This is a genomic window from Collinsella sp. BG-O-102, from assembly GCF_023656745.1.
Taxonomy (GTDB): Bacteria; Actinomycetota; Coriobacteriia; order Coriobacteriales; family Coriobacteriaceae; genus Collinsella.
This window is the reverse complement of record NZ_JAMOKO010000006.1, coordinates 47,630-71,296: the sequence shown is the minus strand read 5'-3', so window position 1 is coordinate 71,296 and position 23,667 is coordinate 47,630. Positions and strand designations below refer to the sequence as shown.

Here is a 23,667-nt window from a genome sequence, read left to right as displayed (position 1 = left end):
GGCCGATTACCTATAATCCCTTCGAACGTTAAAGTTGGGAGGAAACCGGCTTATGGAACAAAAGGCCAAGGAGGCAGCCTCGCACGCTGCGATTCCTGTGAGCATCTCGGCGATGCTCGTCACGCTGGGCGTGGTGTACGGCGATATCGGCACCAGCCCTATGTATGTAACCAAGGCGCTCGTTGCCGGCAACGGCGGCATCGGAAGTGTGACGGAGGAGTTCGTGCTTGGCGCGCTCTCCCTTGTCGTGTGGACGGTCACGCTGCTGACCACCATCAAGTATGTGCTCATCTCGCTGCGCGCCGATAACCATGGTGAGGGCGGCATCTTTGCCCTGTACAGCCTGGTCAAGCGCTGCGGCAAGTGGCTTATCATCCCCGCCATGCTGGGTGGCGCCGCGCTGCTCGCCGACGGCATCCTGACGCCGGCCGTTACCGTTACCACGGCCATCGAGGGCCTGCGCACCATCCCGGCGGTCCATGCCGTGCTGGGCGATGACCAGGGCCGCGTCGTCGCCATTACGCTCGCCATCATCATCGCGCTCTTCTTGGTACAGCGCATCGGTACGGCCAAGATCGGTCACGCCTTTGGCCCCATCATGACGCTGTGGTTTCTGTTCCTGGGCGGTACGGGTCTGTTCTTTGTCTTCCAACACCCCGCCGTGCTGCTGTGCCTCAACCCGGTGCGCGGCATCGCCTTTTTGCTAAGCCCCAACAACCACGCGGGCATCATGATTCTGGGCAGCTGCTTCCTCGCCACCACCGGTGCCGAGGCGCTCTACTCCGACATGGGCCACGTCGGCCGCGGCAACATCTACGCCACCTGGCCGTTCGTTAAGTGCTGCTTGCTGCTTTCCTATATGGGCCAGGGTGCTTGGCTTATGAACAACGCTGCCAACCCCGAGCTCATGGGCATTGCCGACCTCAACCCGTTCTACCAGATGCTCGCCCCGGGCCTGCGCCCGTTTGCCGTAGGCCTTTCCACCGTCGCGGCCATCATTGCCTCGCAGGCGCTCATCACCGGTGCATTCTCGCTGGTGTCCGAGGCCAGCCGTCTGGACCTTATGCCGCACATGCAGGTCTTCTACCCTGCCGAGACCAAGGGCCAGCTCTACATCCCCATGGTCAACAACGTCATGCTTGTCGGCTGCGTCATCGTGGTGCTGCTGTTCCAGAACTCGGCGCATATGGAAGCCGCCTACGGCCTTGCCATTACGCTGACTATGATGTGCACCACGCTGCTGCTCTTCTTCTACCTGCACGAGGAGCGCAAGCTCAAGGTTACTCCGTGGATCTTCGCTGCCTTCTTCCTTTTGCTCGAAGGCTTCTTCTTCGTAAGCTCGCTCACCAAGTTCTTCCACGGCGGCTACTTCACCATCCTCATGGCTGCACTCATCATGGGCATTATGGTGTGCTGGTACAACGGCACGGCGGTCGAGCAGCGCCAGTTTACGCTGCTGCCGCTGCGCAGCTACCTGCCGCAGCTCAAGCGCCTGCGTGACGACGACCGTTACGAGCGCATGAGCGACAACGTCGTGTACCTGACCAAGGACGCCCATACCGACTACATCGACCGCGATATCGTCTATTCGATCTTGGACAAGCATCCCAAGCGCGCCCGCGCCTGGTGGTTTGTGAATGTCGAGACCATGGACGAACCGCACACCTTTGCCTATTCGGTCGAGACGTTCGGCACCGACTACGTGTTCCGCGTGCATCTGTACCTGGGCTACAAGATCAACCAGCGCGTCAATGCCTACCTGCGTCAGGTTGTTCAGGACCTGGCTGCCACCGGCGAGCTGCCGCCGCAGACGCATGACTACTCGGTCTACAAGGATCCGGGTAACATCGGTACGTTCAAGTTCGTCCTGATCCGTAAGCTTCTGGCGCCCGAAAGCGATGTGGAGCCCAGCGAGCGTACGGCCATCACGCTCAAGTACATCATTCGCCGCGCCGCCGGCACGCCTGCACGCTGGTACGGCCTGGAGAACTCCAACGTGAGCTTTGAGTACGTGCCGCTGTTCACCAAGTTCAAGGCCGTGAACAAGATGCAGCGCCTGGCTCCCAACGAGCGGCCGTAGACGTCGGCGGCTACACGGAGTTGGTTTTTGATGGATAAGCATGAGGCCGGGGAGGTAAACATGGATACAAAGGCGCTCGATGGCCGTGAGGCGGTGGTCGAAATGATGCGTGAGGCGCGTGTCGACGCTGCCGAAGATCGGTTCTTTACGAATCGGGCCAACATGGACATGGCCGATCGCGTAATTTCGATCGTGGCACTGGTATTTGGAGCGGTGTGCGTGTGTGCCCTGCTCGCGCACGTGCTGTTTGTCTAGCGACTGCCGGTCGTAGAAGGCTTTACACTTAGAACCACCACGAGGGAAAACCACCACAAAGGTGCCTGTCCCCTTTGTGGTGGTTTTTGTTTTTGAGGGAGGGGTACGGTGTCTATGGACGTCCGTGCGGACGGCGATATTGCCGATAACTTTTGGTGGCGGCGCACAACGCTGACGCGCCGCACTCCTCTGTATGACGCCTGCGTATCGGCGGGGCTGCTGGTCGCAGCGACGATTGTGGGCGCGCTGCTCGACCATCCGGGTCTCGCGCCGAGCATCATGATCGTCTATGTGTTCGCCGTTCAGCTGTGCGCATTCTTTACCTGGAGTCGCCTGTATTGCTTGCTGAGCTCGGCTGCCGCCGTGGCGCTCTACAACTTCTTGTTTGTCGACCCACGCTACTCGCTGTCGCTTATCGACCGCGTCTATCCCGGCATGTTCTTCATCATGTTCGTGGTCTCGCTTGTGTCGAGCTCGATTGCGTTGGCCCTGCGCCGCGCCTTGGCGCAGGCTGCCGCCAGCGACCGTCGCACGCATATGGTGCTCGAGACTAACCGCATGCTGCAGCGGTGCGCCGACCAGCAGCAAATTATCCATGCCATGGCAACGCAGCTGGCGCGTCTTTCGGGCTGTCCGGTCGTGTGGTACAGCGCCGACGCCGACGATGATGACCTGCTGCCGCGTGCGACATACACGGCCGTGGGCGATGCCGCGCCGGTGCACGAACTGGCGCCGCAGATGCCGCCGCGGCTCTCGGCGTCCGCCTATGTGGGAACGCCGCTCGATGCCACCTATGGCGGCTCGGCGTTTTATGGCATCTACCTGACGGTCCGCACAGGTGACGGCTTCGTGCGCTCGGGCGACCCCGCCTCGGTGGTGGGCGTGCTGGCTATCGTTGCCGAGCCCGACGTGCTGACGCACGAGGAGCGGACACTTGCCGATGCCATCGTGAGCGAAGGCGAGCTGGCGCTCGACCGCGCCCGCGCCATGGAGGCCCGCGAGGAAGCGGCGGTGCTCGCCAAAAACGAACAGCTGCGCGCCAACCTGCTGCGCTCCATCTCGCATGATCTGCGCACGCCGCTTACCAGTATTTCGGGTAATGCCGACGTGCTGCTCGACCAGGGCTCGACCGGCACCGCCGTGCTCGATAGCCAGACGCGCCGCGGCCTGCTTCTATCCATTCGCTCGGATGCGCTGTGGCTCAACGCCACCGTCGAGAATCTGCTTGCCATCACCAAGCTCGAGGGTGGCGGTATGCGCCTGTCGACCACGCTCGAGCTCATGGACGATATCGTCGAGGAGGCGCTGCGCCACGTGAACCCTGCCGTGCGCGAGCACGACCTTAAGGTGGTGGCGTGCGATGATCCGGCGCTCGTCAACGTCGATGCACGCCTGATGGTGCAGCTGGTGGTCAATCTGGTGAACAACGCCATCACCTATACGCCCGCGGGCTCGCATATCATGATTTCGATTAGCGTCGACGATGGACGCGTGGCGTGCTCGGTGGCCGATGATGGTCCGGGCATCGCACCCGAGGATCGCGAACGGATCTTCGAGTCGTTCTATACCGCCAACCATGGTCTGGCCGACAGCCACCGCAGCGTTGGCCTGGGTCTTTCGCTCTGCCGCTCCATTGCGTTGGCACATGGCGGTAGCATAGAAGTTGCCGCGGCGGACCCGCACGGTTCGGTCTTTACGATTGAACTTCCCGCCGCCGACGTTTCGTTTGATAAGGAGTAGCGCTGTGTCGAACTCTGCCGTAAAACCGCTCATCTTGGTCGTTGAGGACGACCCCGCCGTTCGCAATCTTATTGTTGCCGCGCTCGAGGCGCACGGCTTGCGCCATATGGCTGTGGAGACCGCCCATGCCGCTATCGCCGCCGCCTCGTCGCAGGCGCCGAGCATTGTGCTGCTCGATCTGGGCCTGCCCGATATGGACGGCGTCAAGGTGGTGGAGTCGGTGCGCGCATGGTCGGGCATGCCGATTATCGTGGTCTCGGCGCGCAGCGAGGATGCGGACAAAATCCGCGCGCTCGATGCCGGTGCCGACGACTATCTGACCAAGCCGTTTTCGGTCGAGGAGCTGCTCGCGCGCATTCGCACGACGCTTAGGCGTCTTTCGTATGCGCAAACGGGTGGCGTTGCCTCCGAGGGCTCGTTCGATACCGGTGAGCTGCATATCGATTTTGATGCCGGCATCGCCACGATGGATGGCGAGGAGCTGCATCTGACGCCGATCGAGTACAAACTGCTATGCCTGCTGGCGCATAACGCCGACAAGGTGCTGACGCACCAGTTTATCCTGCACGAGATTTGGGGTACGGCGACCAAGAGCGACCTGGCGAGCCTGCGTGTCTTTATGGGCACGCTGCGCAAGAAGATCGAGTCCGACCCCGCGCACCCGCGCTATATCCAAACGCACGTGGGCATCGGTTACCGATTGGTCACCCAAGGCTAGATCGCCAGCCACCATCCCAATATGAGTTGCGGTGAAATACGGTCTAAAATTGCCTAATTCCAGGCAAAACAGTCCGTATTCCACCGCAACTTTGTTTACTTGCCCTTGGGCTTGCTGGCGTAGAACTTCTTCTTTTTGGGCTTGCCTGCGCAGGCGGGCTTGCCGTCGCCGCGCGGCCCTCGGTCGCCGGCCTGCGCGTGCGTGGGCGCTGCTGCACGGGGCTTGCGGGCCTCGGGGTTGCGCAGCTCCTCGACGCGTTCGGCAATTTCCTCGGCGCTAAAGCCGACCTCTGCCATGGCGTCCTCGATGGGCAGGCGGCGCACGATATAGCAATGGTGCACCTTCTGGTTGCGTGCGAAGTCCTCGGGGATGGTCTGCGCCGTAATGTCCTCCAGCACGACGCCCGCGCGCGCGAGCTTACGCGTCTCGGGGCGGAAACCGCGTAGGTTGCAGCTAAAGATGGCGTGGCCGCCCTGTGCGAGCAGGCGAGATACGCCGGCCAAAAGCTCAACATGGTCGCGTTGGACATCCCAGGTGCGACGGCCCATCTTGGACGAGTTCGAAAACGTGGGCGGGTCGACAAAGATTAGGTCCCAGCGGTTGCGCGTCTGGCGCTGGTCGCGAATCCAGGCGAGCACGTCACCGCGCACAAAGTGATGCTGCGGCCCCACAAAGCCGTTCTGTCGCATGTTGCGCTCGGCCCAATCCAGGTAGGTGTTGGAAAGGTCGACCGTCACAGTTTCCTCGACGCCGCCGTCTGCCGCATAGCAGGTGGCGGTGCCGGTGTAGGCGAACAGGTTGAGGAAGCGGCGCGCCTGCTTGGCGTGCTCGCGCACCAGGTTGCGGGTGACGCGGTGGTCCAGGAAGATGCCCACATCCAGGTAGTCGTCAAAGTTGACGGCAAAGGTGAGTCCGCCCTCTTCGATGAGCGGCAGGCGACGGCGCGCGATGTTGGCGCGTTCGCCCGATCTGCCCTTGCCGGCACCCTGCTTGCCGTACTGCGAGCCGCCGCGCGAACGCATGCGGGCCTTGGCGTGCACATGCTCGGCGGGAACATCTAGGATGCGCGGCGCGATGGCCAAGATGTCGAGCATACGGGCCTGGGCCAGCGCGGGGTCGATGGTCTTGGGCGCGGCGTATTCGGCGATGACGAGCCAGCGGCCCGGCGTCTGTGGGCAACCCTCGTACAGGTCGATGGCGGCGGAGTAGTCGGGCAGATCGGCATCGTAGACGCGGTAGCAGCTCACGCCCTCGCGATTTGCCCACTTGCGACGCAGGCGGGCGTTCTTGCGCAGGCGGTTGGCGAACTGCTCGGACTCCGGGATGAGCACGGGCAGCGGCTTGCCGTCGCCCAGGTCGAGCGTGGCGGCAGGTTCGGGCATGGGGGTGTTGGCGGTTTCGTCTTCGGCTTCCGCGGACTGTTCCTCGGTGTTTGCGCTGGTTGCAGCTTCGAATGTCGCGGCGGCGTGGTCGAGCGAGAGCCAAACCTCAATAGCCGCCTCCTCGTTATTGGGCATGACGGCGATGGAGCGCGCGGGCTCGGCATGGAGCGCGCGGGCCATAAGTCCATCGCGGGTGAGCGCGGCGACCGGCGCGGCGGTAAGCTCGGGCGCGCGGCGCAGCTCGCCGATGAGTGTCATGGCGTCGTGCATGAGCGAAAGCGGGGTCTCGGTGGTATCTGCGACCACGGCGGCACCGGAGACGGCGCCCGCATGGTCCAGCACGGTGGCGGGCTTGGCGGCGCAAAAGTCGACAAAACGCTTGTAGCCGGCGCACTTGACCATGCGCTCAGCGGTCTTGCGGGCGGCGGGGTCGATGTCTACGGCCACGATGCGCGCCTGCCGCTCGCGTGCTGCCGCCTCGCGCTCGCGCGCCTCGGCAAGCAGCTGCTCCCACAGGGCGGCATCATGCAGCTGCCAGCCCTCAAAACCCCAGTGCTTGCGTGCAAAACCCGGGGCGCGGTCAGTCAGGATATTCACGGCCTCCAGCAGCAGACCGCCGCCGGCGCACGAGGCATCGATCAGCGTGGGCAGGGCTTCATTCTCGTAATCATCGGCCGTCAGCTCGCGCTCGCACAGTGCGGTCCAGCCGACCTGCGCCAGCACCAGAGCGGCGTAGTCGGGGCGCAGCACGTGCGCGCCCTCGCCGGCACGGGTCACCGCGGGCGGCAGGCGCTTGAACAGCGGGTCGCCCGAAAGGTCTAGGCTTATGCTCGCGCGGCGCTGGCGCAACGAAAGCAGTAGGTGAACATCGGGGTCGGCGGCATCGACGTCGGCGCGACGGCCCGTGGTCTCGGCCAGGCGGTCGCACAATGCGTCCTTGGCGCGCAGGGCCGAGAAGCGCGTGTTGCGCAGCTGCTCGGTCACGCCGCGGGCGGTAATGGCGATGGTGGCGCCGGGGCGGATGATGGTCTCCCAGGCGATGTCGTAAACGCCATCGTACAGCTCGTCGGCATCCTGCGCCTCAAAGCGCCCGAGTACCACGAACACGCGGCTCGCCAGGCGCGACCGCAGACAGGCGCGGTAGCCTTCTTCGAGCTCGCCCTCAAACGTGGCGCGGCCCTTCAGCCGGCGAACATGCGAAAGCCCGAGGCGTTTAAGCTCATCGGCGAGTGCGGACTCAAAGCCCTCGGGGCAGCTTGCGTAAAATTCCATGGGTGACCTCTCTGGTTGCGTCGCTCCATTATATGATGGATGCTTCGTTTGCCCTTATCCTCGAAAGGAACCCATATGATTGATGCGTGCCCCGAATCCGCTGTGCTCTTTTTTGACGTGGACGGCACGCTGGCGTCGTTCGATCCCGACGATATGACCGATAAGGACTTCAATGCAGTCCATCCATCGAAGTCCGTTATCGATGCATTTGGTCGCCTGCGCAATGCGGGTCACCGGGCATTTATCTGCACGGGTCGCCCCTTGTGGCTGATTGCCGATGGCCTGCGCGCGCTGAACCCGGCGGGTATCGTTGCCATGGCGGGGGCGACGCTCGAGGTCGAGGGCCGCGTGGTGCATGAGGACTGCTTTGACGAAGACATTGTTGAGGAGCTTGCACGCCGTATGGCCGCGGCAGGGATTGAAGCCTTTTTCGAGACCAACGTGGCTACTTTTGCCCTGGAACCCGCGGGTGTTGAGCAGTCATCTCTGATCGGCACTTCTGTGGTGCACAGCGCCGAGGAAATGCGCGTCGACGGCAGTCTGCGCGTGGGCAAGGTAGGCATCGTCGCGAGCGACCTGGCTCGCGTAGCCAACGATGATGGCTTTATCGATCGCGAGTTTGAGCTGTGCAACACCGGTGGTCAGAATCGCGAGCTGAGCCCCAAGGGCATCGACAAGGGCGTGGGCGTGGCGCGAGCGCTGGAATACCTGGGTCGCACCGGCAACGCGCGCACCTTTGGCTTCGGCGATTCGGGTAACGACCTGGGCATGCTCGCTGCGGTCGAGACGGCTGTCGCCATGGGCAACGCCATGCCTGAGGTCAAGGCGGTCGCCGACTACGTGACCGATGACGTCGCACACGACGGTACCGTCACGGCTATGCGCCACTTTGGCTTGATTTAATACATGGCCGGGTCGCCTGCATTGGGGGCGACCCGGCCATGTGAGCTATTTTGCAATATAGAGTTTGGGATGACTGTGGCTGCTCTCGATTGCCGCTGTCATGATACCTTCGCTGTCCCCATCGATGATGATGCCGTCGAGGTCATCGATCTGTGCGGACTGATAAAAGCTCGTCTTATTGAACTTACCCTGGTCGACCATCATGTAGCTCAGGTTCGAGTTGGTTAGATACATGCGCTTGATCATGGCAGAGAAGTCGTGCTCAACGGTAAAGCCGTGGTCGGGATGGAATCCGTCGGCGCTGACAAATGCCTTGTCGGCATGAAGCTTGCTCATGCAGTCGAACGTCAGCGCGCCCGCGAGATAAAGGTGGCCCTTTCGCACGGAACCACCTAACAGCACTACCGAAGCGTTGGGCAGATTGAAGCTGGCATAGTTTGCGATGGCAAGATCGCCGGTGATGATGGTGATGTCGCGCTTGTCTATGAGGGCTTTAGTGAAGTAAAAGCCCGTGGTGCCGATGTCGATCACCAAAACGTCACCATCGTCAACAAGAGTTGCTGCGGTCGCGGCGATAGCCTCCTTGGCTTCGACTTGGACATTGATGCGCTCTTCGGGATACGAGATTGCAGTGGAACGTGAAAGCGATACTGCTCCGCCGCGTACACGACGCAATTTGCCTTCCGATTCCAGTGAGACGAGGTCGTGTCGTGCGGTGACTTCCGAAACCGAAAAGCGACGGACGATGTCGGATACCGAGATATTCGGCTTTTCCGCCAGCCAGTTCATGATAAATCGCTGACGCTCGGCGGGTGAAAGGTCTGAAGTAGATGCCATGTGTCGCTCCTTATGAACGAAAGGCGAAAGAAATGCCTTTCGTAATCGAAATATAACGTATCGATATGAAAAGAACAAGGCAAAATCGAGTGAACGAGATGAATGACACGCTTTGCTTTTATTTGTGTTAGTAGTTGGCCTGACATGCAGAATGCCTGTAATAGCCAGTAAAGAGTCTTGCCTGGAAGGTGTTCACAAAAAGTGAGGTACGCTCGCGCCCGATAATCGACCGTTCGCGGAAAGTTGGCAATTGAGCTTTCGATATCTTTTGAAATAGTTTATAAAAGAAAACCGAAAAGCTTTTGAAACAAAGAAAAAGGCTTTCGATAGCAATAGTGCTAGATGAGAAAGGACCGAACATGGCAATCAAGGTGTTTGCCGACGGCGCTAACCTCGAGGGTATGCTTGACATGCACGACAACGGCAACGTTCAGGGCTTCACGACCAATCCTTCCCTTATGAAGGCCGGCGGCGTGACCGACTACCGCGCTTTTGCCAAGACGGTTCTTGAGCACATCACCGATGTGTCAGTCTCGTTCGAGGTGTTTGCCGACGACGAGGCGGGTATGGAGGCCGAGGCTCGCGAGATCGCAACCTGGGCGGACAACGTCTACGTTAAGATCCCGGCGCTCAACACCAAGGGCGAGTCCACCGCAGCGTTGGTCAAGCGCCTTTCTGCCGATGGTATCAAGGTGAATGTCACCACCATCTTCACGCCCGAGCAGGTCGACGAGTTCGTCGATGCCGTCTCTGCCGAGACCCCCTCTATTCTGTCCATCTTCGCCGGCCGTATCGCCGATACCGGCGTCGATCCGCTGCCCCTCATGGCAGAGTCCGTAAAGAAGGCTGCCGTCAAGCCCGCCGCCGAGGTTCTCTGGGCATCCACGCGTGAGGTACTCAACATCTTCCAGGCAGAGTCTGTTGGCTGCCAGATCATCACGGTCCCCAATGCCCTTCTCGCCAAGCGCAAGAATTTCGGGAAAGATTTGCTCGAGTACTCGCTTGATACGGTCAAGGGCTTTGCCCGCGACATTCAGGCGCTTGGTTTTCATATCCTGCCCGAGGAGTAGGGAGCTGTCATGCTGACCGATCTTCTTAAACCCGAGCTTGTTGCCTGCCATGTCCAGGCCTCCGATTGGGAGGAAGCGATTAGGGCATGTGGCAAGCTGCTCGTTGACGCGGGCAAATGCGACCAGAGCTATGTCGACGCCATGATTTCATCGGTTCACAAATTTGGCCCCTATATGGTTCTGGAAGAGGGTATCGCCATGCCCCACGCCCAGGCCGATGGCAATGTGAGCGAAGCGGGAATCTGCATCGTCACGCTTGATCCTGCGGTTGCATTTGGACACGAGGATTTCGATCCGGTTCACGTACTCGTGGGCATTTGCGCGCCCGACCCCAAGGCTCATCTTGGTTGCTTGGCGGAGCTTTCGCAGATGTTCGAGGACGAGGACTGCGTTGCCAAGCTCAGCGCGTGCGGTACGCCCGAGCAGGTTTTGGAGACCATGCGTTCATTCTTTTAGGCCTTAATGGCACGGCGATGCGTCGCCGCTTTTGGATAGACGGAAAATCCGTCACGTGTAGGAGAGGAAGGTTGCCATGCATATCATCACCGTATGCGGAAACGGCATCGGGTCCAGCCTGATGCTCGCTGGCAAAGTCGAGGAGCTTTGTGAGGAGGAGGGCATCAAGGCCGACGTTGAGTCTATGGACCTGAACGGTGCTTCTTCCGCAAATCCGGATCTGTTCATTACCGTTAAGGAGCTCGCTCCCGAGCTTCACGGTAACGTCGTGATCGTTCGCAGCTACGTGAACAAGAAGAAGATCCGCGAAGACGCCCTCGAGGCAATCAAGGCGGCCGCCGCTAACGCCTAAAGCGGCACAAAAAGGGGCGGTTCCCTGTGGAAGAGGGAAACGCGCCCACGTTAAAAAGAAAGGAAGCCCAGATGCAAGTCATCCTTCCCATACTTGAGTTTATCCAATCGATTCTGACCAAGCCAGCATGGATTATGGGTCTGTTCGCTTTTGTGGGCCTTGTCGCGCTTAAGCGTCCCGCCCACAAGGTGATGACAGGCACCCTGAAGCCGATCCTTGGCTACATCATGCTGTCTGCCGGCGCCGCTGTTGTTCAGGAGAATCTTGCTCCGCTGGGTACCTTCATCGAGACCGGTTTCCACATCACCGGCGTCGTGCCCAACAACGAGGTTGTCGTTTCGATGGCTCAGAGCGTCCTCGGCGTTCAGACCATGATGATCCTGATTCTCGGCTACGTCGTGAACATTATCATTGCCCGCTTTACCAAGTTTAAGTACATCTTCCTGACGGGCCATCACAGCATGTTCATGGCTTGCCTGCTGTCTGCCGTTCTGCAGGCATCTGGCTTCCAGGATGTCCAGCTTGTCATCGTGGGCGGCATGTTCCTGGGCCTCGTGAGCGCTATGCTTCCCGCCGTTGGTCAGCGTTTCACCGAGAAGGTTACCGATGGCGATGAAATCGCCATGGGCCACTTCGGTTCACTCGCCTATTACATCTCCGCTGCAGTCGGTACGCTTTTTGCTAAGGACGCCGAGGAGAACAGCACCGAGAAGATCGAGGTTCCCGAGAAGTTCTCCTTCCTGCGCGACACCACCATCTCCACGGCTCTTACCATGGCCTTCTTCTACCTGGTTACCGCTTTCGCCGCTTACATCGCAGATCCTGCGGTCGTTACCAAGACCGCTGGCGGCGACAATGTAATCGTCTACGCCCTGACCTGTGCCCTGTCCTTCGCCGTCGGTGTCACTATCGTCTACAACGGCGTTCGTATGATCCTTGCCGACCTGGTCCCGGCTTTCCAGGGCATCTCCAACAAGCTGATCCCCGGCGCCATCCCCGCCGTCGACTGCGCCGTCTTCTTCCCCTATGCTCCCACCGCCGTCATCCTCGGCTTTGTTGCCTCCTTCATCGGTGGCGTGGTCGGTATGTTCATCGTGGGCGCTACCTTGGGCATCTTCATCATCCCGGGCATGGTTCCCCACTTCTTCTGCGGTGCTACCGCAGGCATCTACGGCAATGCTACCGGCGGTCGCAAGGGCGCAGCTCTTGGTGCTTTCGTCAACGGCCTGCTCATCACCTTTGCCCCGGCTCTGCTCCTGCCTGTTCTTGACGTCTTTGGCTTCAAGAACACTACGTTCGGCGACTTCGATTTCTCCGTCATTGGTATTACGCTTGGCCGCGCTGCCGAGGCCTTCGGTACCACCGGTGTCTACGCGATTCTCGCTGTCCTTCTGGTCGTCGCCTTCGTCCCCAACTTCATCCACACCAAGGGTGCTGTGATTAACCACGTTGAGGAAGAGTAATCCAGGCATACGTTAAGCCCTAATCGGGCGGAGCTCCGATAACCGGCTCCTACACGAAAAGGCGGCGTCATCTCTTGTGAGGTGCCGCCGCCTTTTTTCTTGAAGCGAGTGTGGATTCGATTGGTTTTGCTGTAAATAAGCGCCGTGAACGGAAATGGCGCAGCGCGCCGAAAAACCGTTTTGCCGCTGGAAAGTCTTTGATAAAAGTGGTAAAGATGCTAAACCGTTTACCGATAAAGCTTAAAAGCTGCAGCTCAAACCTAGGTAAGCATGGCTAAAGTGTTTACCAGCTCAATGGCCTTATGCAAACGAAAGGAATCAGGCAGATGGCAATCAAGGTGTTCGCTGACGGTGCAAACCTCGAGGGCATGCTCGACATGTACGAGAACGGCAACGTTCAGGGTTTCACGACCAACCCGTCCCTTATGAAGAAGGGCGGCGTGACGGATTACCGCGCGTTTGCCAAGGAGGTCCTGGCACACATCACCGATGTGTCCGTGTCGTTTGAGGTCTTTGCCGACGACATCGAGACCATGGAGGTCGAGGCGCGCGAGATCGCTACCTGGGCCGAGAACGTCTACGTCAAGATTCCGTGCGTGACCACCAAGGGTGAGTCCACCGCCGAGCTGGTCCGCAAGCTTTCCGCCGACGGCATCAAAGTCAACGTCACCACCATCTTTACGCCCGAGCAGGTCGACGAGATGGTCGAGGCTGTTGACGCCGAGACGCCGTCCATCATTTCGCTCTTTGCCGGCCGTATCGCCGATACCGGCGTCGATCCCATTCCGTTTATGACGGAGTCGGTCGAGAAGGCCGCCGCCAAGCCCAACTGCGAGGTCCTGTGGGCGTCCACGCGCGAGCTCATCAACATTTACCAGGCCGAGGCCTGCGGTTGCCAGATCATTACAGTGCCCAACAGCATCCTGGCCAAGCGCAAGAACATCGGTCGCGACCCGTACGAGGTCTCGCTCGACACCGTGCGCGGCTTTGCCAAGGATATCGCGGCGCTCGGTTTCCATATCCTGCCGTAAGCAAGGGTACCCCCGCCTGCGACGTGCAAAATTGAGAGTATTCAGCAAGGTAAAGGCTTTTACCAGCTAGATAAAGCACGGAACAGCCCCCGTTTTGGCTCTGACGACGCTAAAACGGGGGCTGTTTGTGACTTTATTGCCTCTGAGGGGCATCCGGAACGGCGGAATTTGCAGAATACTCGCGATTCTGCACGTCGCGAGAGGGGGGACCCTTGCTTTAGGCGGTTTACTTCCCCTGCACCATGGTGAGCGAGATCTTCTTGCGGTCGCGATCGACTTTTTCGACCCACACCTTCACCGTGTCGCCGACGCGCACGACATCACTCGGGTGCTTAACGAAGCGGTTGGCCAGCTTGGAGATGTGCACGAGGCCGTCCTGGTGCACACCCACGTCGACGAAGGCGCCAAAGTCGACGACGTTGCGCACCGTGCCCTTGAGTTCCATGCCGGGCTCCAGGTCGTCGATGGAAAGCGCCGAGCGGCTAAAGACTACCTCGGGCGCGTCGTCGCGCGGGTCGCGGCCGGGCTTTTTGAGTTCGTTAACGATGTCGATGAGCGTGAGGGTGCCGCAGTCTAGGTCGCTTGCCAGCGCCGAGATGCTGCCCAGGCGGCGCTCGATATCGGGTACGCCGCCACGGCTGAGTTCGCTGGCGGCAACGCCGGCGCGCTCCAGGACGGCCGTGGCCACCTCGTAGCTTTCGGGGTGGACGCTCGTCGCGTCGAGCGGGTTCTTACCGCCGCTGATGCGCAGGAAGCCCGCGGCGTTGAGGTATGCCTTGGGCCCCAACTTGGGGACCTTTTTGAGCTGGCGGCGATCGGTAAAGGCACCGTTTTCCTTGCGGTACGCCACGATGTTCTTGGCCACGCTCGGCGTGATGCCCGATACGTATCCCAGCAGGCTCGCGCTCGCGGTATTTACGTCGACGCCCACGCGGTTGACGACGTCTTCCACCACGTGACCCAGCGTGCGCGAAAGCTCGGCCTGGTCAAGGTCGTGCTGGTATTGGCCCACGCCGATAGACTGGGGCGGGATCTTGACGAGCTCTGCCAGCGGGTCCTGCAGGCGGCGGCCCAGGCTCATGGCACCGCGCACGGTGACGTCCAGGTCGGGATACTCCTGGCTTGCGAGCTCGGAAGCGGAGTACACCGACGCGCCGGCCTCGTTGACGATGGTGTATCGCAGTCCGGGTGCCTGCTCGGCAATGAACTCCGAGACGACTTCCTCGGTCTCGCGGCTGGCGGTGCCGTTGCCGATGACGATGGTGTTGACGCCGTCCTTCTTGACGAGGCGGGCGAGCTCGCGCTTGGTGCCGACGACGTCGTGGCGCGGCTTGGTGGGGTAGACCACGCCGTGGTCGAGCAGCTTGCCGGTCTCGTCCATGACGGCGACCTTGCAGCCGGTGCGGTAGCCCGGGTCGAGCGCGAGCACGCGGGCGCCGCGGACGGGACGGGCCGAGAGCAGGCCCTCGAGATTCTTGGCAAAGACGTTGATGGCCTCGGTCTGGGCGCGGACGGTGAGCTTGGCACGGGCCTCGCGCTCCAGCGAGGGGGCCATGAGGCGCTTGTAACCATCAGCGATGGCGGCATCGAAGATGGGAGCAAACACGCCCTGGCGGCGGGGCCAGCGGCTGCCGAGGCGTGCCGTGGCAGCGGCGCCGTCGACGTTCACGCGCACGCGGAGCTTGCCCTCGCGCTCGCCGCGGTCGATAGCCAGCACGCGGTGGTTGGGGATGCGGCGCAGCGGCTCGTCAAAGTTGTAGTAGGGCTCGTAGGGAGTCTTCTCGGCGGGGTCGGTGGCCTCGACGACGATATCGGCGGTGTTTTGCGTAAAGGCGCGCAGGTCGGCGACGTTCTCGGGGTCCTCGGCCACCGTCTCGGCCACGATGTCGGCGGCGCCGGCGAGTGCCTTCTCGGGCGTGTCGAAGCCGGCGTCCTCGTTGACGTAGGCCGCGGCGGCGTCGAGCGCGCTGCCCTTGGCGGATGCCTGCATGATGATCATGTTGGCGAGCGGCTCCAGGCCGGCCTCGCGGGCCTTCTGCGCGCGGGTCATGCGCTTTTTGCGGTAGGGCTTGTAGAGGTCCTCGACGCGCTGGAGCTGCGTGGCCTCGCGAATCTGCTGCTCGAGCTCGGGCGTGAGTTTGCCCTGGGCGTCGATGAGCAGGATGACGTCCTCTTTGCGCTGCTCGAGATTGCGCAGGTAGGACAGGCGCTCGTCGAGCGCGCGCAGGGCGACGTCGTCCATGCCGCCCGTTGCTTCCTTGCGGTAGCGCGAGATAAAGGGGATGGTGTTGCCCTCGTCGATGAGCTTGACGGCCGCCTCGACGTTGGCGGCCTTAAGGTTGAGCTCGCGGGCGAGCTGGGCGATAAGATCCATGGGACTCCTTGCGTTTAAGGTGCGTTTGCAGCACAGGGCTACCAAGGATACCACCCGTCCCAAAAGACTGTTTTGGGGTTGCGCCACGAAAGGGGCCTATCTACTACGTTTGAACCGTATGGGTCGACCATCCCCCGGTTTTCCGAAAATCGGCAAGCCGTCTACCTGCACTGATAATTGTTCTCGGGGGAAGCGGGCACTGCGGGGCGCGGCAACGGCGCGCGATTTCCGCGTCGCAGCGCTACCCTGATGCTGAATGCCGGGACGATGACCCACTGACCTGCTGACGCCTCTTCGGCCGTCCTCAAATCCGACCTGTCTCGCCCCGGCATCCGCGTCCCGGAGTCCTGCCATGACCTAATAGGAGCATGAGCGCGGACAATCGGACAAGCCAATTGGATTGTAGCGCTCCCGTCAGTGCAATGTCTGGGAGACCCGGGCGCGGAGCAGGCGGCAGACCGAGGGGAGCGAAAATGGAAGGCGAAACGGTCATCGCGGGCGTCGACACGCACGAGGACGTGCATGTCCTGTGCCTGCTCGACGGCCTCGGGAGGAAGATCTGGAGCGGGAGCTTCGGGGCCGACCCCGAGGGCTACGACAGGCTGGCGGAGGCGATAGGCGACCCGGGGAGCTGCATGGTCGTCGGCGTCGAGGGCACGGCATCGTACGGGGCCGGGCTGACGAGGAGGCTCGTGGAGCTCGGGTACAACGTCGTCGAGGTGCTCAGGCCCAAGAGGGACAAGGTGAGGCCCGGCGAGGGGAAGAGCGACCCGCTGGACGCCGAGCGCGCGGCGCGCAAGGCGGCGTCCGGGAGGGGCTGCTCCGTGCCGAAGTCGCAGGACGGCTGGGTCGAGGCGGTGCGCCAGCTCTACGTCGCGCGCAGGCTGGCCGTCGCGACGTCCACGTCCTGCGTGGCCTGCGCGAAGTCGATGCTCACGACGGCCCCGAGCGCCCTGAGGGAGCGGTTCAGGGGCCGCGAGCGGCCGAAGGACCTCATGCCGCTGCTCGCGCGCGGGAGGAAGGCGGGCGACGCGCTCGAGGAGAGCGTGCTGGCCTCGCTGCGGTCCGTCGCGGCGGTCTGGAAGGAGGCCCGCAGCCAGGTCGAGTCCCTCGACGAGCGCATCCGCGCGCTGCTGGAGGCGAACGCGCCCGCGCTGCTCGGCGTCGAGGGCTGCGGCACCACGACCGCCGCCGCCCTGGTCGTGGCCGCCGGCGACAACCCCGGCAGGCTGAAGGGCGAGGCGGCGTTCTCGATGATGTGCGGCGCCTCCCCGATCCCCGCGTCGAGCGGGAAGACGGACCGGCACAGGCTCAACCGCGGCGGCAACCGGCAGGCGAACTGGGCGCTCTACGAGATCGCGATCAAGCGCATGGCGTACGACGAGAGGACGAGGAGGTACGTGGCGAGGCGGACCTCCGAGGGGAAGTCCCGGCGGGAGGCGGTCCGCTGCCTGAAGCGCTACATAGCGCGGGAGGTGTACCACGTGCTCATGGACCCGAACCCCGACGGCGCCGCGCCGGAAGGCCCCGAGCTCGCGAAGATGCGCAAGGCGATGCGGGTGACTCAGAAGAAAGCCGCCGCGGAGCTCGGCCTGTCCGCAGCCACACTCGGGCACTTGGAACGGGGGAAACGGCGGTCGACGAAACTGGAGAGGAGGTATTACGAGCTCCTGTGCGAATTGGAGAGAACGCTCCCGCAAACTGCCTCTTGACAACTTATAGGAGCGTCGGTTTTAATTTCGCGAAATTCGGCATGGTTGAGGGTAATCGGTTAAACGTAGTAGATAGGCCCATTTGGTGGCGAACGAATCAAGCCGAGGTACAAAATAGCCCCCGCCCTAGAAAAATCGTCGGCAAGGTAGCAAAAAGCCCCGCGGGCAGGAGGCTGCTCGCGGGGCAAAGAAGAGGGGCTTATTGGTGGCGGACCGAGGGGTTCGGCATGGGGTATCTGCCGCGGCCGCTCTTAAGGCATTACAGCTCGACGAGCTGGCCGGTCTCGGCGGCCTCCTTGATGGCGTTGAGAAGCGTGAGCGTCTTAACGTTATCGGCGGGGGTCACGACGGGCTCGACCTCGCGGCGAACGACCTTCACAAAGTGCTTGAGCTGCATCTTGTGCGGCAGCGCCGGGTCCACGGCCGGGATCTCCATCTGCAGCGGCTTGTGCCAGTTGGAGGCGCCGTCGTAGGAGAACCGGTGCAGGCGGGGCAGCGAAAGGGCGCCCTTAGTGCCGCCGATAAAGTAGGCGTCGGCGTCGAAGGGGCGGTACTGCGGATCCTCGCGAGCGGTGGCCTCCCAGTTCCAGGGGCTGGCGGTGGCGTCAGAGATGGTCATGCTTGCGAGCGCGCCATCGGCAAAACGGACGTTGACCACGGCGGAGTCCTCGGTCTCAAAACCGCGGGCGGCGCTGGACTGCATGCCCTGGACGGCAACGGGCTCGCCCAGCAGGTAGCGGAGCAGGTCGACGTCGTGCACCAGGTTGACCAGGATCGGGCCGGCACCCTTCTTGCGGCGCCACTCGACATCGAAGTACTCGTCATTCTTATAGATCATGTAGTGGAAGCTCGACACGGTGAGCTTGCCCAGCTCGCCGGACTCGATGATCTCCTTGGCCTTGTTGACGAAGGGATTGTGGCGACGGTGCTGACCCACGAGTACGGGCACGCCGGCGGTCTCGGCCTCGGCGGCAAAGGCCTGGGCATCCTCGAGGTCGTTGGAGATCGGCTTTTCGACCAGCGGCACGATGTTGCGCTTCACAGCCTCGCGGGCAACGCCCAGGTGTAGGTCGTTGGGCGTGGCGATGATGACGGCCTCGGGCTTGACCTCGTCCATCATCTGGGCGGGATCGGTATAAAACGGCACGCCGGCGGCCTCGGCCGTGGCGCGGGCGCCCTCAAAGGCGTCGGCGATGGCGACGAGCTCGGCCTCGGGCTCCTCGGTGACAAAGCGGATGTGGTTGCGGCCCATGGCGCCGGCGCCGATAACGGCAATGCGGACGGGGTTGAGCTCAGACATTTCGACTCCTTAATACTGGTGGCGGTGGAATGCGGCAAGGGGGCGGTCCTTGTCGCATCGGTAAAACTAGGCGGACTTCTTCTTGCTGTCGGAGACCATCATGTAGACGGTGAGCACGACGGCGATGGCGGCGATCACAATGGCGCCGTAGAAGGACTGCTGGTAGGCGGCGCTGCCAGCCTCGGCGTGATACAGCACGGCGGTGATGGGCTGGCTGATCCAGGTGGAAGCGGCATAGCCCAAAAACATGATGCCGTAGTTGACGCCGATGTTGCTGGTGCCGAAGGCGCCACCGGTGAGCGGCGGGTAGATGACGAGCAGGGCGCCAAAGCTAAAGCCGAGCAGGGCGAGCGCCACAAAGAACATACTCTGCGTAAAGCTCATCGACATGATGACGAGTGCGACGATGGTGACGACAAGGCTGATGAGCAGCGACTTATAGGCGCCGAGCTTGTCGATGATCTGGCCAAAGGACAGACGGCCAACCAGGTTGGCGCAGGTGTTGACGGAGACCACCACACCGCCGAGGGCGACGGCCGCGGCGCTCGTGGGGTCGGCGAAGAGCTGGACGGCGGCGATGGAGGCAACCTTGCCCACGAGCAGGGTGCCCGCGGTGGCGGCAAAGGCGAAGGTGACGATGAGAACCCAGAAGCGCGGGGTCTTGACCATCTCGCCCGGGGTGAGGTCGCCGAAGGTACCGGCATGCGCGCCGCCCTTGGGGGCCTCGAAGCCCTCGGGCAGCCAACCGGCCTCGGGGGCCTTCAGGAACAGGGCGGAGGCGGTGATCATCACAAAGAAGATAACGCCGAGCGCCTTAAGGGCGCCAAAGATTCCCAGGCTTGGGATGAGCAGCGAGGCGAGCACCGGGGACAGCACGGCGGGGCCGGCGGTCGAAGCGGCCAGGGTGATGCCGGAGGCAAGGCCCTTCTTGTCGATGAACCACTTCTGACCCGTGGTGAGCGCCGGGTTGTAGCCCAGGCCGTTGCCGATGGCGGCGACGAGCGAGAACCACAGGTAGAACTGCCACGGCTCGGTGACGGTGCCGGACATGAACCAGCCCACGCCGTAGCACACGGCGGCGGCGATCACGACGTTGCGCGGGCCGATCTTATCGGAGATGCGGCCGGCGAAGATGCCCGTCACGGCCATGATGGTCTGGAAGACCGGGAAAGCCCAGGTAAGGGCGCTGGACCACTCGGGGTAGACGGCGAGCAGGTTCTTGCTCACGACGGAATACAGCGCGATGGAGCTGATGAAGAACATGGTGACGCACGCGGCGGAAAGCACGACGGCGCGACCCTTGTTGGAGTTGGTGGAAGCCATTGGACTCTTTCTAATCGATACGGAGGAGGAACAGGCGTGTCCGCGGGTCCTCCCTGTCGGGTTGGTTTACTGGTCAGTCGGCTTGGCGACGCCGGACTCATCGGACCAAAGCTCGACACCCTTGTTCTTGAGGTAGTTGTCGGCATAGGCGCGACGGCCGCCGGGCTTGGCGGTGAGGTCGCCCATCATATTGGAGAAGCCACCATCGACCTTGATGGCGTCGCCGGTGGTAAAGTCCGAGCGCTTGGACGCCAGGAACATGACGGCGTCGGCGATATCACTGACCTCGCCGATGCGACGCGTGGCGATCAGGCGGCTGCGGCTCTTTTCGACCTCGGGGTCGGCGTAGAAGTTGGCCGACATCGGGGTCTTAACGAAGCAGGGCTCGACGCAGTTGGAGCGGACGCCGTAGGGGCCCCACTCGGCGGCGAGCATCTTGGACATCATGTTGACGCCGGCCTTGGTGGAGCTGTACACGCCCGAGAACGTCTCGGGGGAGTGGCTGGCGACGGTCGAGATATGCACCAGGCGGCCCTGGCCGGCCTTGATCATCTCGCGACCAAAGCGCTGCGAGGTGATGAAGTAACCGGTGAGATTGACGTTGAGCACCTGCTCCCAGTCGCTCAGCGGCAGGTCCTCCATGGCGGCGAAGCGCAGGATGCCGGCGGTGTTGACGAGAACGTCGACGCGGCCGAAGTCGGCGATGGTGGCGTCGACGGCGGCCTGAACCTCGGCCTCGTCGGTGGCGTTCATCTTGTAACCCTCGGCGTGGATGCCAAACTCGGCGGCGAGGTCGGCGGCAGCGGCCTTGACCTTTTCCTCGTCCAGATCGAGCAGGACGACGTTAGCGCCGTTGCGGGCGAACTCGCGGCAAATCTCGACGCCCATACCGCCGAGTGCGCCGGTCACGGCGCAGACATCGCCCTCGAGCTTAAGCCAGTTGCTCATAGGAACTTCCCTTCTTGTGCCTCCCGGTGGGTCGCTCCCATTAACCGACCCACGTGGTTTTCGCTGGTTATCGTATGCTTTGCATTTGCGCAGGTGAATTGCATATTTGTTAGAATGGCGTTAACCGTAGGTTTACACCGTGCGATGCAGTTTTTCTCAATTGAGCGCGTGACCTGCGAAAACAACCCCCTGTGGCATCATGTGGCCACAGACGCGAAAACGGGAGATTGACGTGTACGATCGACGACTTGAGGCCATATCGGCCGCCGCGGAGCTGGGAAGCTTCTCGCGTGCGGCGGCAAAATTGCGCGTGTCGACCCCGGCGCTCGTCAAGCAGGTGTCGGGTTTCGAGGCCGAGTTCGGCATCACGCTGTTCGAACGCTCGCACTCGGGTGTCAAGGTGACGCCGGCCGGCGCACTGCTGGTGGATGACGCGCGCTCGATCATGCGGCAGTCCGAGGACGCGCTGCGCCGTGCCCGACGCGCGGCGGGCGATGGCGGTGCCGTGCGCCTGGGCGTGTCGATGATGTGCCCGGGGCGCCAAACGCTGTCGATGTGGACGGGCATCCACGAGATGGAGCCATCGCTGCGATTCGAGATCGTGCCGGTAAGCGATCTCTACGACGAGCGCGAATCCGTCATGCGCAGCCTTGGCCGCGAGGTGGATGTAGTGCAGTCGAGTTTTTCGACTCCGCGCTGGGGCGATGCCTGCCAAAAGCTCCGCATCGTTAACGTGCCGTTTTATATCGACCTGCCGCGCACGAGCCCGCTGGCGCGCAAGACGCGCATCACGGTTGCCGACCTGGAGGGCATGCGTCTGCGCGTGCTCCGTCACGGCAACGACGCTATGGACAGCCTGCGCATCGACCTGTTGGCCGACGGCGGCGTGGACGTGATCGACGTGGACAGCTTTGACTTTGCGCTCTTTAACGAGGCAGAGGAAAAGGGTGACGCGGTGCTCACCTGCGGGGCGTGGTCGGGGGTGCACCCAGCCTTTGTGGGCGTGCCGTTCCTGTGCGGCCGTGAGGTGCCGGTCTTTTTGCACTATCCGCTCGAGCCCACCCTCCAAGTCCAAAAATTCGTCAACGCCATGGCCCAACTCCTCAAATAGCTATCGTGTCGATGATTCTTTAATCCCCGTCCTAGAAAAATCATCTGGTAGAGTTGACCTCACGTGAATTTCAGCACACTGTGTGCTACCTGCACTTTTGTCATTTGAGGAGTGAACTTGTGAATACTTCTGTCGCCAAGAAAGCCAGCCGGGCGATGCGCCTGCTCATGATGGTGCTCACGGCAGTTCTCATCTTCTTCTTCATTAATGTTATGCTGCTCGTCTCCGATATCCAGGGCACGGCGCGCGTGGTCAACTACGCCGGTCTGGTGCGCGGTACCACGCAGCGAATCGTTAAGCTCGAGGACGCGGGCCAGCCTCAAGATGACCTGCTTAAAGCCGTGGATTCATACATCAACGGTTTGCGTTACGGAAGCGACGACCTCAACCTCGTCCGTCTCGACGACGACGAGTATCAGGCAAAGATGACCGAGCTTGCAAATTATTTTGATGAGCTTTGCGTCGAGATCATCCGTGTGCGCGAAGTCGGCTACGAGAACACCGACATCATCTCCATGAGCGAGGAATTCTTTGGCATTTGCGACGATGCTACGCGACTCGCAGAGGACTACTCTCAGGAGAAGGCGTCGGCGCTCAACTATCTCGAGGGCTTGGTGATCATCGACATCGTGGGCTTGGTGGCGACCTTTGCGGTCGAACTTGTTCGCGCGGTGCGCACTGCCGCGCTCAACCGCGAGCTGCAGAGCAAAGTCTATCTCGACGAAGCCACGGGACTGCCCAACAAGAACAAGTGCGAGGAGATCTTGGGGCAGGAGCGGCCTGTCTCCGCGGAGGCGCCCGTTGCGGTGTGCGTCTTCGACCTTAACAATCTGCATACGGTCAATAACAACTTCGGCCACGAGAAGGGCGACGAATACATCCGTTCTTTTGCCCAGCAGCTGGGGTGCGTGGCGTCCGAGACCTGCTTTGTGGGCCGCGACGGTGGCGATGAGTTTATCGCGGTGCTGTGGGATGCCGATCGAGCTGCCGTGGAGTCCTGTCTCGATCGGGTTCGTGCGAACGTGAACGAGTATTCCGAGGCTCATCCCGACATGCCTATTAGCTATGCGGTGGGTTACGCGCTTTCCAGTGATTTTGATGAACCGCCTACGATGCGCGAGCTCTTTTCCCAGGCCGACAAAAACATGTACATCGACAAGAACCGCGTAAAGACAGCCGAGGCGGCCGGGCCGCAACGCGAGGAACGATAAGCTTGTAACAAAGGGCATAGAAAAGCCTCCGCAGCTCGTGTGGCTGCGGAGGCTTTATGCGTTGCGGTGCATTGTGTTTGGGTCGTTGAGATGAGTCGATTTGCCCCGAAAGAGGAGGGCATTGACCTT

Annotated in this window: 19 protein-coding genes; 13 read left to right on the top strand and 6 right to left on the bottom strand. The window is 61.8% G+C overall.

Going from position 1 to position 23,667, the window contains the following annotated elements; genetic code table 11:
* The first annotated feature begins 52 nt into the window (after nucleotides 1–52).
* The 4 genes from NBH09_RS04460 to NBH09_RS04445 all read left to right on the top strand — a co-directional run bounded on the left by NBH09_RS04460 (nucleotide 53) and on the right by NBH09_RS04445 (nucleotide 4,793).
* Nucleotides 53–2,080 carry a KUP/HAK/KT family potassium transporter gene (locus NBH09_RS04460; protein ID WP_250787187.1) on the top strand — a complete coding sequence of 676 codons (2,028 nt, stop codon included), beginning with the start codon at nucleotides 53–55 and terminating at the stop codon, nucleotides 2,078–2,080.
* A gap of 60 nt (nucleotides 2,081–2,140) precedes the next feature.
* The gene (locus NBH09_RS04455; protein WP_250787186.1) at nucleotides 2,141–2,335 is read left to right on the top strand and encodes a hypothetical protein; all 195 of its coding nucleotides are present in this window, start codon (nucleotides 2,141–2,143) and stop codon (nucleotides 2,333–2,335) included.
* A 114-nt stretch (nucleotides 2,336–2,449) separates the two neighbouring features.
* Nucleotides 2,450–4,075 carry a sensor histidine kinase gene (locus NBH09_RS04450; RefSeq protein ID WP_250787220.1) on the top strand — a complete coding sequence of 542 codons (1,626 nt, stop codon included), beginning with the start codon at nucleotides 2,450–2,452 and terminating at the stop codon, nucleotides 4,073–4,075.
* Between the two features lie 4 nt (nucleotides 4,076–4,079).
* Nucleotides 4,080–4,793, top strand: a complete 714-nt coding sequence (locus NBH09_RS04445) for a response regulator (protein ID WP_215693931.1) — start codon at nucleotides 4,080–4,082, stop codon at nucleotides 4,791–4,793.
* Nucleotides 4,794–4,888: 95 nt separating this feature from the next.
* On the opposite strand, the gene rlmKL is transcribed toward NBH09_RS04445, so the two are convergent.
* A complete protein-coding gene (rlmKL, locus tag NBH09_RS04440; protein ID WP_250787185.1) occupies nucleotides 4,889–7,447 on the bottom strand; it encodes a bifunctional 23S rRNA (guanine(2069)-N(7))-methyltransferase RlmK/23S rRNA (guanine(2445)-N(2))-methyltransferase RlmL in 2,559 nt (852 codons plus the stop codon).
* 75 nt (nucleotides 7,448–7,522) lie between these two features.
* On the opposite strand from rlmKL, the gene NBH09_RS04435 reads away from it, so the two are divergent.
* Complete coding sequence (locus NBH09_RS04435) at nucleotides 7,523–8,350, top strand: HAD-IIB family hydrolase (RefSeq protein ID WP_250787184.1); 828 nt, start codon at nucleotides 7,523–7,525, stop codon at nucleotides 8,348–8,350.
* A gap of 45 nt (nucleotides 8,351–8,395) precedes the next feature.
* On the opposite strand, the gene NBH09_RS04430 is transcribed toward NBH09_RS04435, so the two are convergent.
* A complete protein-coding gene (locus tag NBH09_RS04430; protein ID WP_117746828.1) occupies nucleotides 8,396–9,187 on the bottom strand; it encodes a DeoR/GlpR family DNA-binding transcription regulator in 792 nt (263 codons plus the stop codon).
* A 359-nt stretch (nucleotides 9,188–9,546) separates the two neighbouring features.
* Here NBH09_RS04430 and NBH09_RS04425 point away from each other — a divergent pair, with 359 nt between their 5' ends.
* From NBH09_RS04425 to NBH09_RS04405, 5 genes are all read left to right on the top strand, one after another.
* Nucleotides 9,547–10,257: a transaldolase gene (locus NBH09_RS04425; protein ID WP_117564350.1), complete on the top strand. Its 711-nt coding sequence runs from the start codon at nucleotides 9,547–9,549 to the stop codon at nucleotides 10,255–10,257.
* A 9-nt stretch (nucleotides 10,258–10,266) separates the two neighbouring features.
* Nucleotides 10,267–10,713: a PTS sugar transporter subunit IIA gene (locus tag NBH09_RS04420; RefSeq protein ID WP_195568982.1), complete on the top strand. Its 447-nt coding sequence runs from the start codon at nucleotides 10,267–10,269 to the stop codon at nucleotides 10,711–10,713.
* A gap of 76 nt (nucleotides 10,714–10,789) precedes the next feature.
* Entirely contained in the window at nucleotides 10,790–11,065 is a 276-nt protein-coding gene (locus tag NBH09_RS04415) for a PTS sugar transporter subunit IIB (RefSeq protein ID WP_022094539.1), read from the top strand.
* Between the two features lie 71 nt (nucleotides 11,066–11,136).
* Nucleotides 11,137–12,528: a PTS ascorbate transporter subunit IIC gene (gene ulaA, locus NBH09_RS04410; protein WP_195568983.1), complete on the top strand. Its 1,392-nt coding sequence runs from the start codon at nucleotides 11,137–11,139 to the stop codon at nucleotides 12,526–12,528.
* Between the two features lie 326 nt (nucleotides 12,529–12,854).
* Nucleotides 12,855–13,559 carry a transaldolase gene (locus NBH09_RS04405; protein ID WP_250787183.1) on the top strand — a complete coding sequence of 235 codons (705 nt, stop codon included), beginning with the start codon at nucleotides 12,855–12,857 and terminating at the stop codon, nucleotides 13,557–13,559.
* Nucleotides 13,560–13,785: 226 nt separating this feature from the next.
* Here NBH09_RS04405 and NBH09_RS04400 read toward each other — a convergent pair whose 3' ends face one another.
* Nucleotides 13,786–15,933: a Tex family protein gene (locus NBH09_RS04400; RefSeq protein WP_250787182.1), complete on the bottom strand. Its 2,148-nt coding sequence runs from the start codon at nucleotides 15,931–15,933 to the stop codon at nucleotides 13,786–13,788.
* A gap of 473 nt (nucleotides 15,934–16,406) precedes the next feature.
* Between NBH09_RS04400 and NBH09_RS04395 the strand changes: the two genes are divergently transcribed.
* Nucleotides 16,407–17,645 (top strand): IS110 family RNA-guided transposase, encoded by a 1,239-nt coding sequence (locus NBH09_RS04395; RefSeq protein ID WP_250787181.1) that lies wholly within the window; start codon nucleotides 16,407–16,409, stop codon nucleotides 17,643–17,645.
* A gap of 259 nt (nucleotides 17,646–17,904) precedes the next feature.
* On the opposite strand, the gene NBH09_RS04390 is transcribed toward NBH09_RS04395, so the two are convergent.
* From NBH09_RS04390 to NBH09_RS04380, 3 genes are all read right to left on the bottom strand, one after another.
* Nucleotides 17,905–18,945: a Gfo/Idh/MocA family protein gene (locus NBH09_RS04390; RefSeq protein ID WP_225094016.1), complete on the bottom strand. Its 1,041-nt coding sequence runs from the start codon at nucleotides 18,943–18,945 to the stop codon at nucleotides 17,905–17,907.
* Nucleotides 18,946–19,011: 66 nt separating this feature from the next.
* Complete coding sequence (locus tag NBH09_RS04385) at nucleotides 19,012–20,268, bottom strand: MFS transporter (RefSeq protein ID WP_250787180.1); 1,257 nt, start codon at nucleotides 20,266–20,268, stop codon at nucleotides 19,012–19,014.
* Between the two features lie 66 nt (nucleotides 20,269–20,334).
* The gene (locus NBH09_RS04380; protein WP_250787179.1) at nucleotides 20,335–21,216 is read right to left on the bottom strand and encodes an SDR family NAD(P)-dependent oxidoreductase; all 882 of its coding nucleotides are present in this window, start codon (nucleotides 21,214–21,216) and stop codon (nucleotides 20,335–20,337) included.
* Nucleotides 21,217–21,448: 232 nt separating this feature from the next.
* On the opposite strand from NBH09_RS04380, the gene NBH09_RS04375 reads away from it, so the two are divergent.
* Nucleotides 21,449–22,327: a LysR family transcriptional regulator gene (locus NBH09_RS04375; RefSeq protein ID WP_250787178.1), complete on the top strand. Its 879-nt coding sequence runs from the start codon at nucleotides 21,449–21,451 to the stop codon at nucleotides 22,325–22,327.
* Between the two features lie 119 nt (nucleotides 22,328–22,446).
* Entirely contained in the window at nucleotides 22,447–23,538 is a 1,092-nt protein-coding gene (locus NBH09_RS10095) for a GGDEF domain-containing protein (protein WP_250787177.1), read from the top strand.
* Nucleotides 23,539–23,667: the final 129 nt, after the last annotated feature.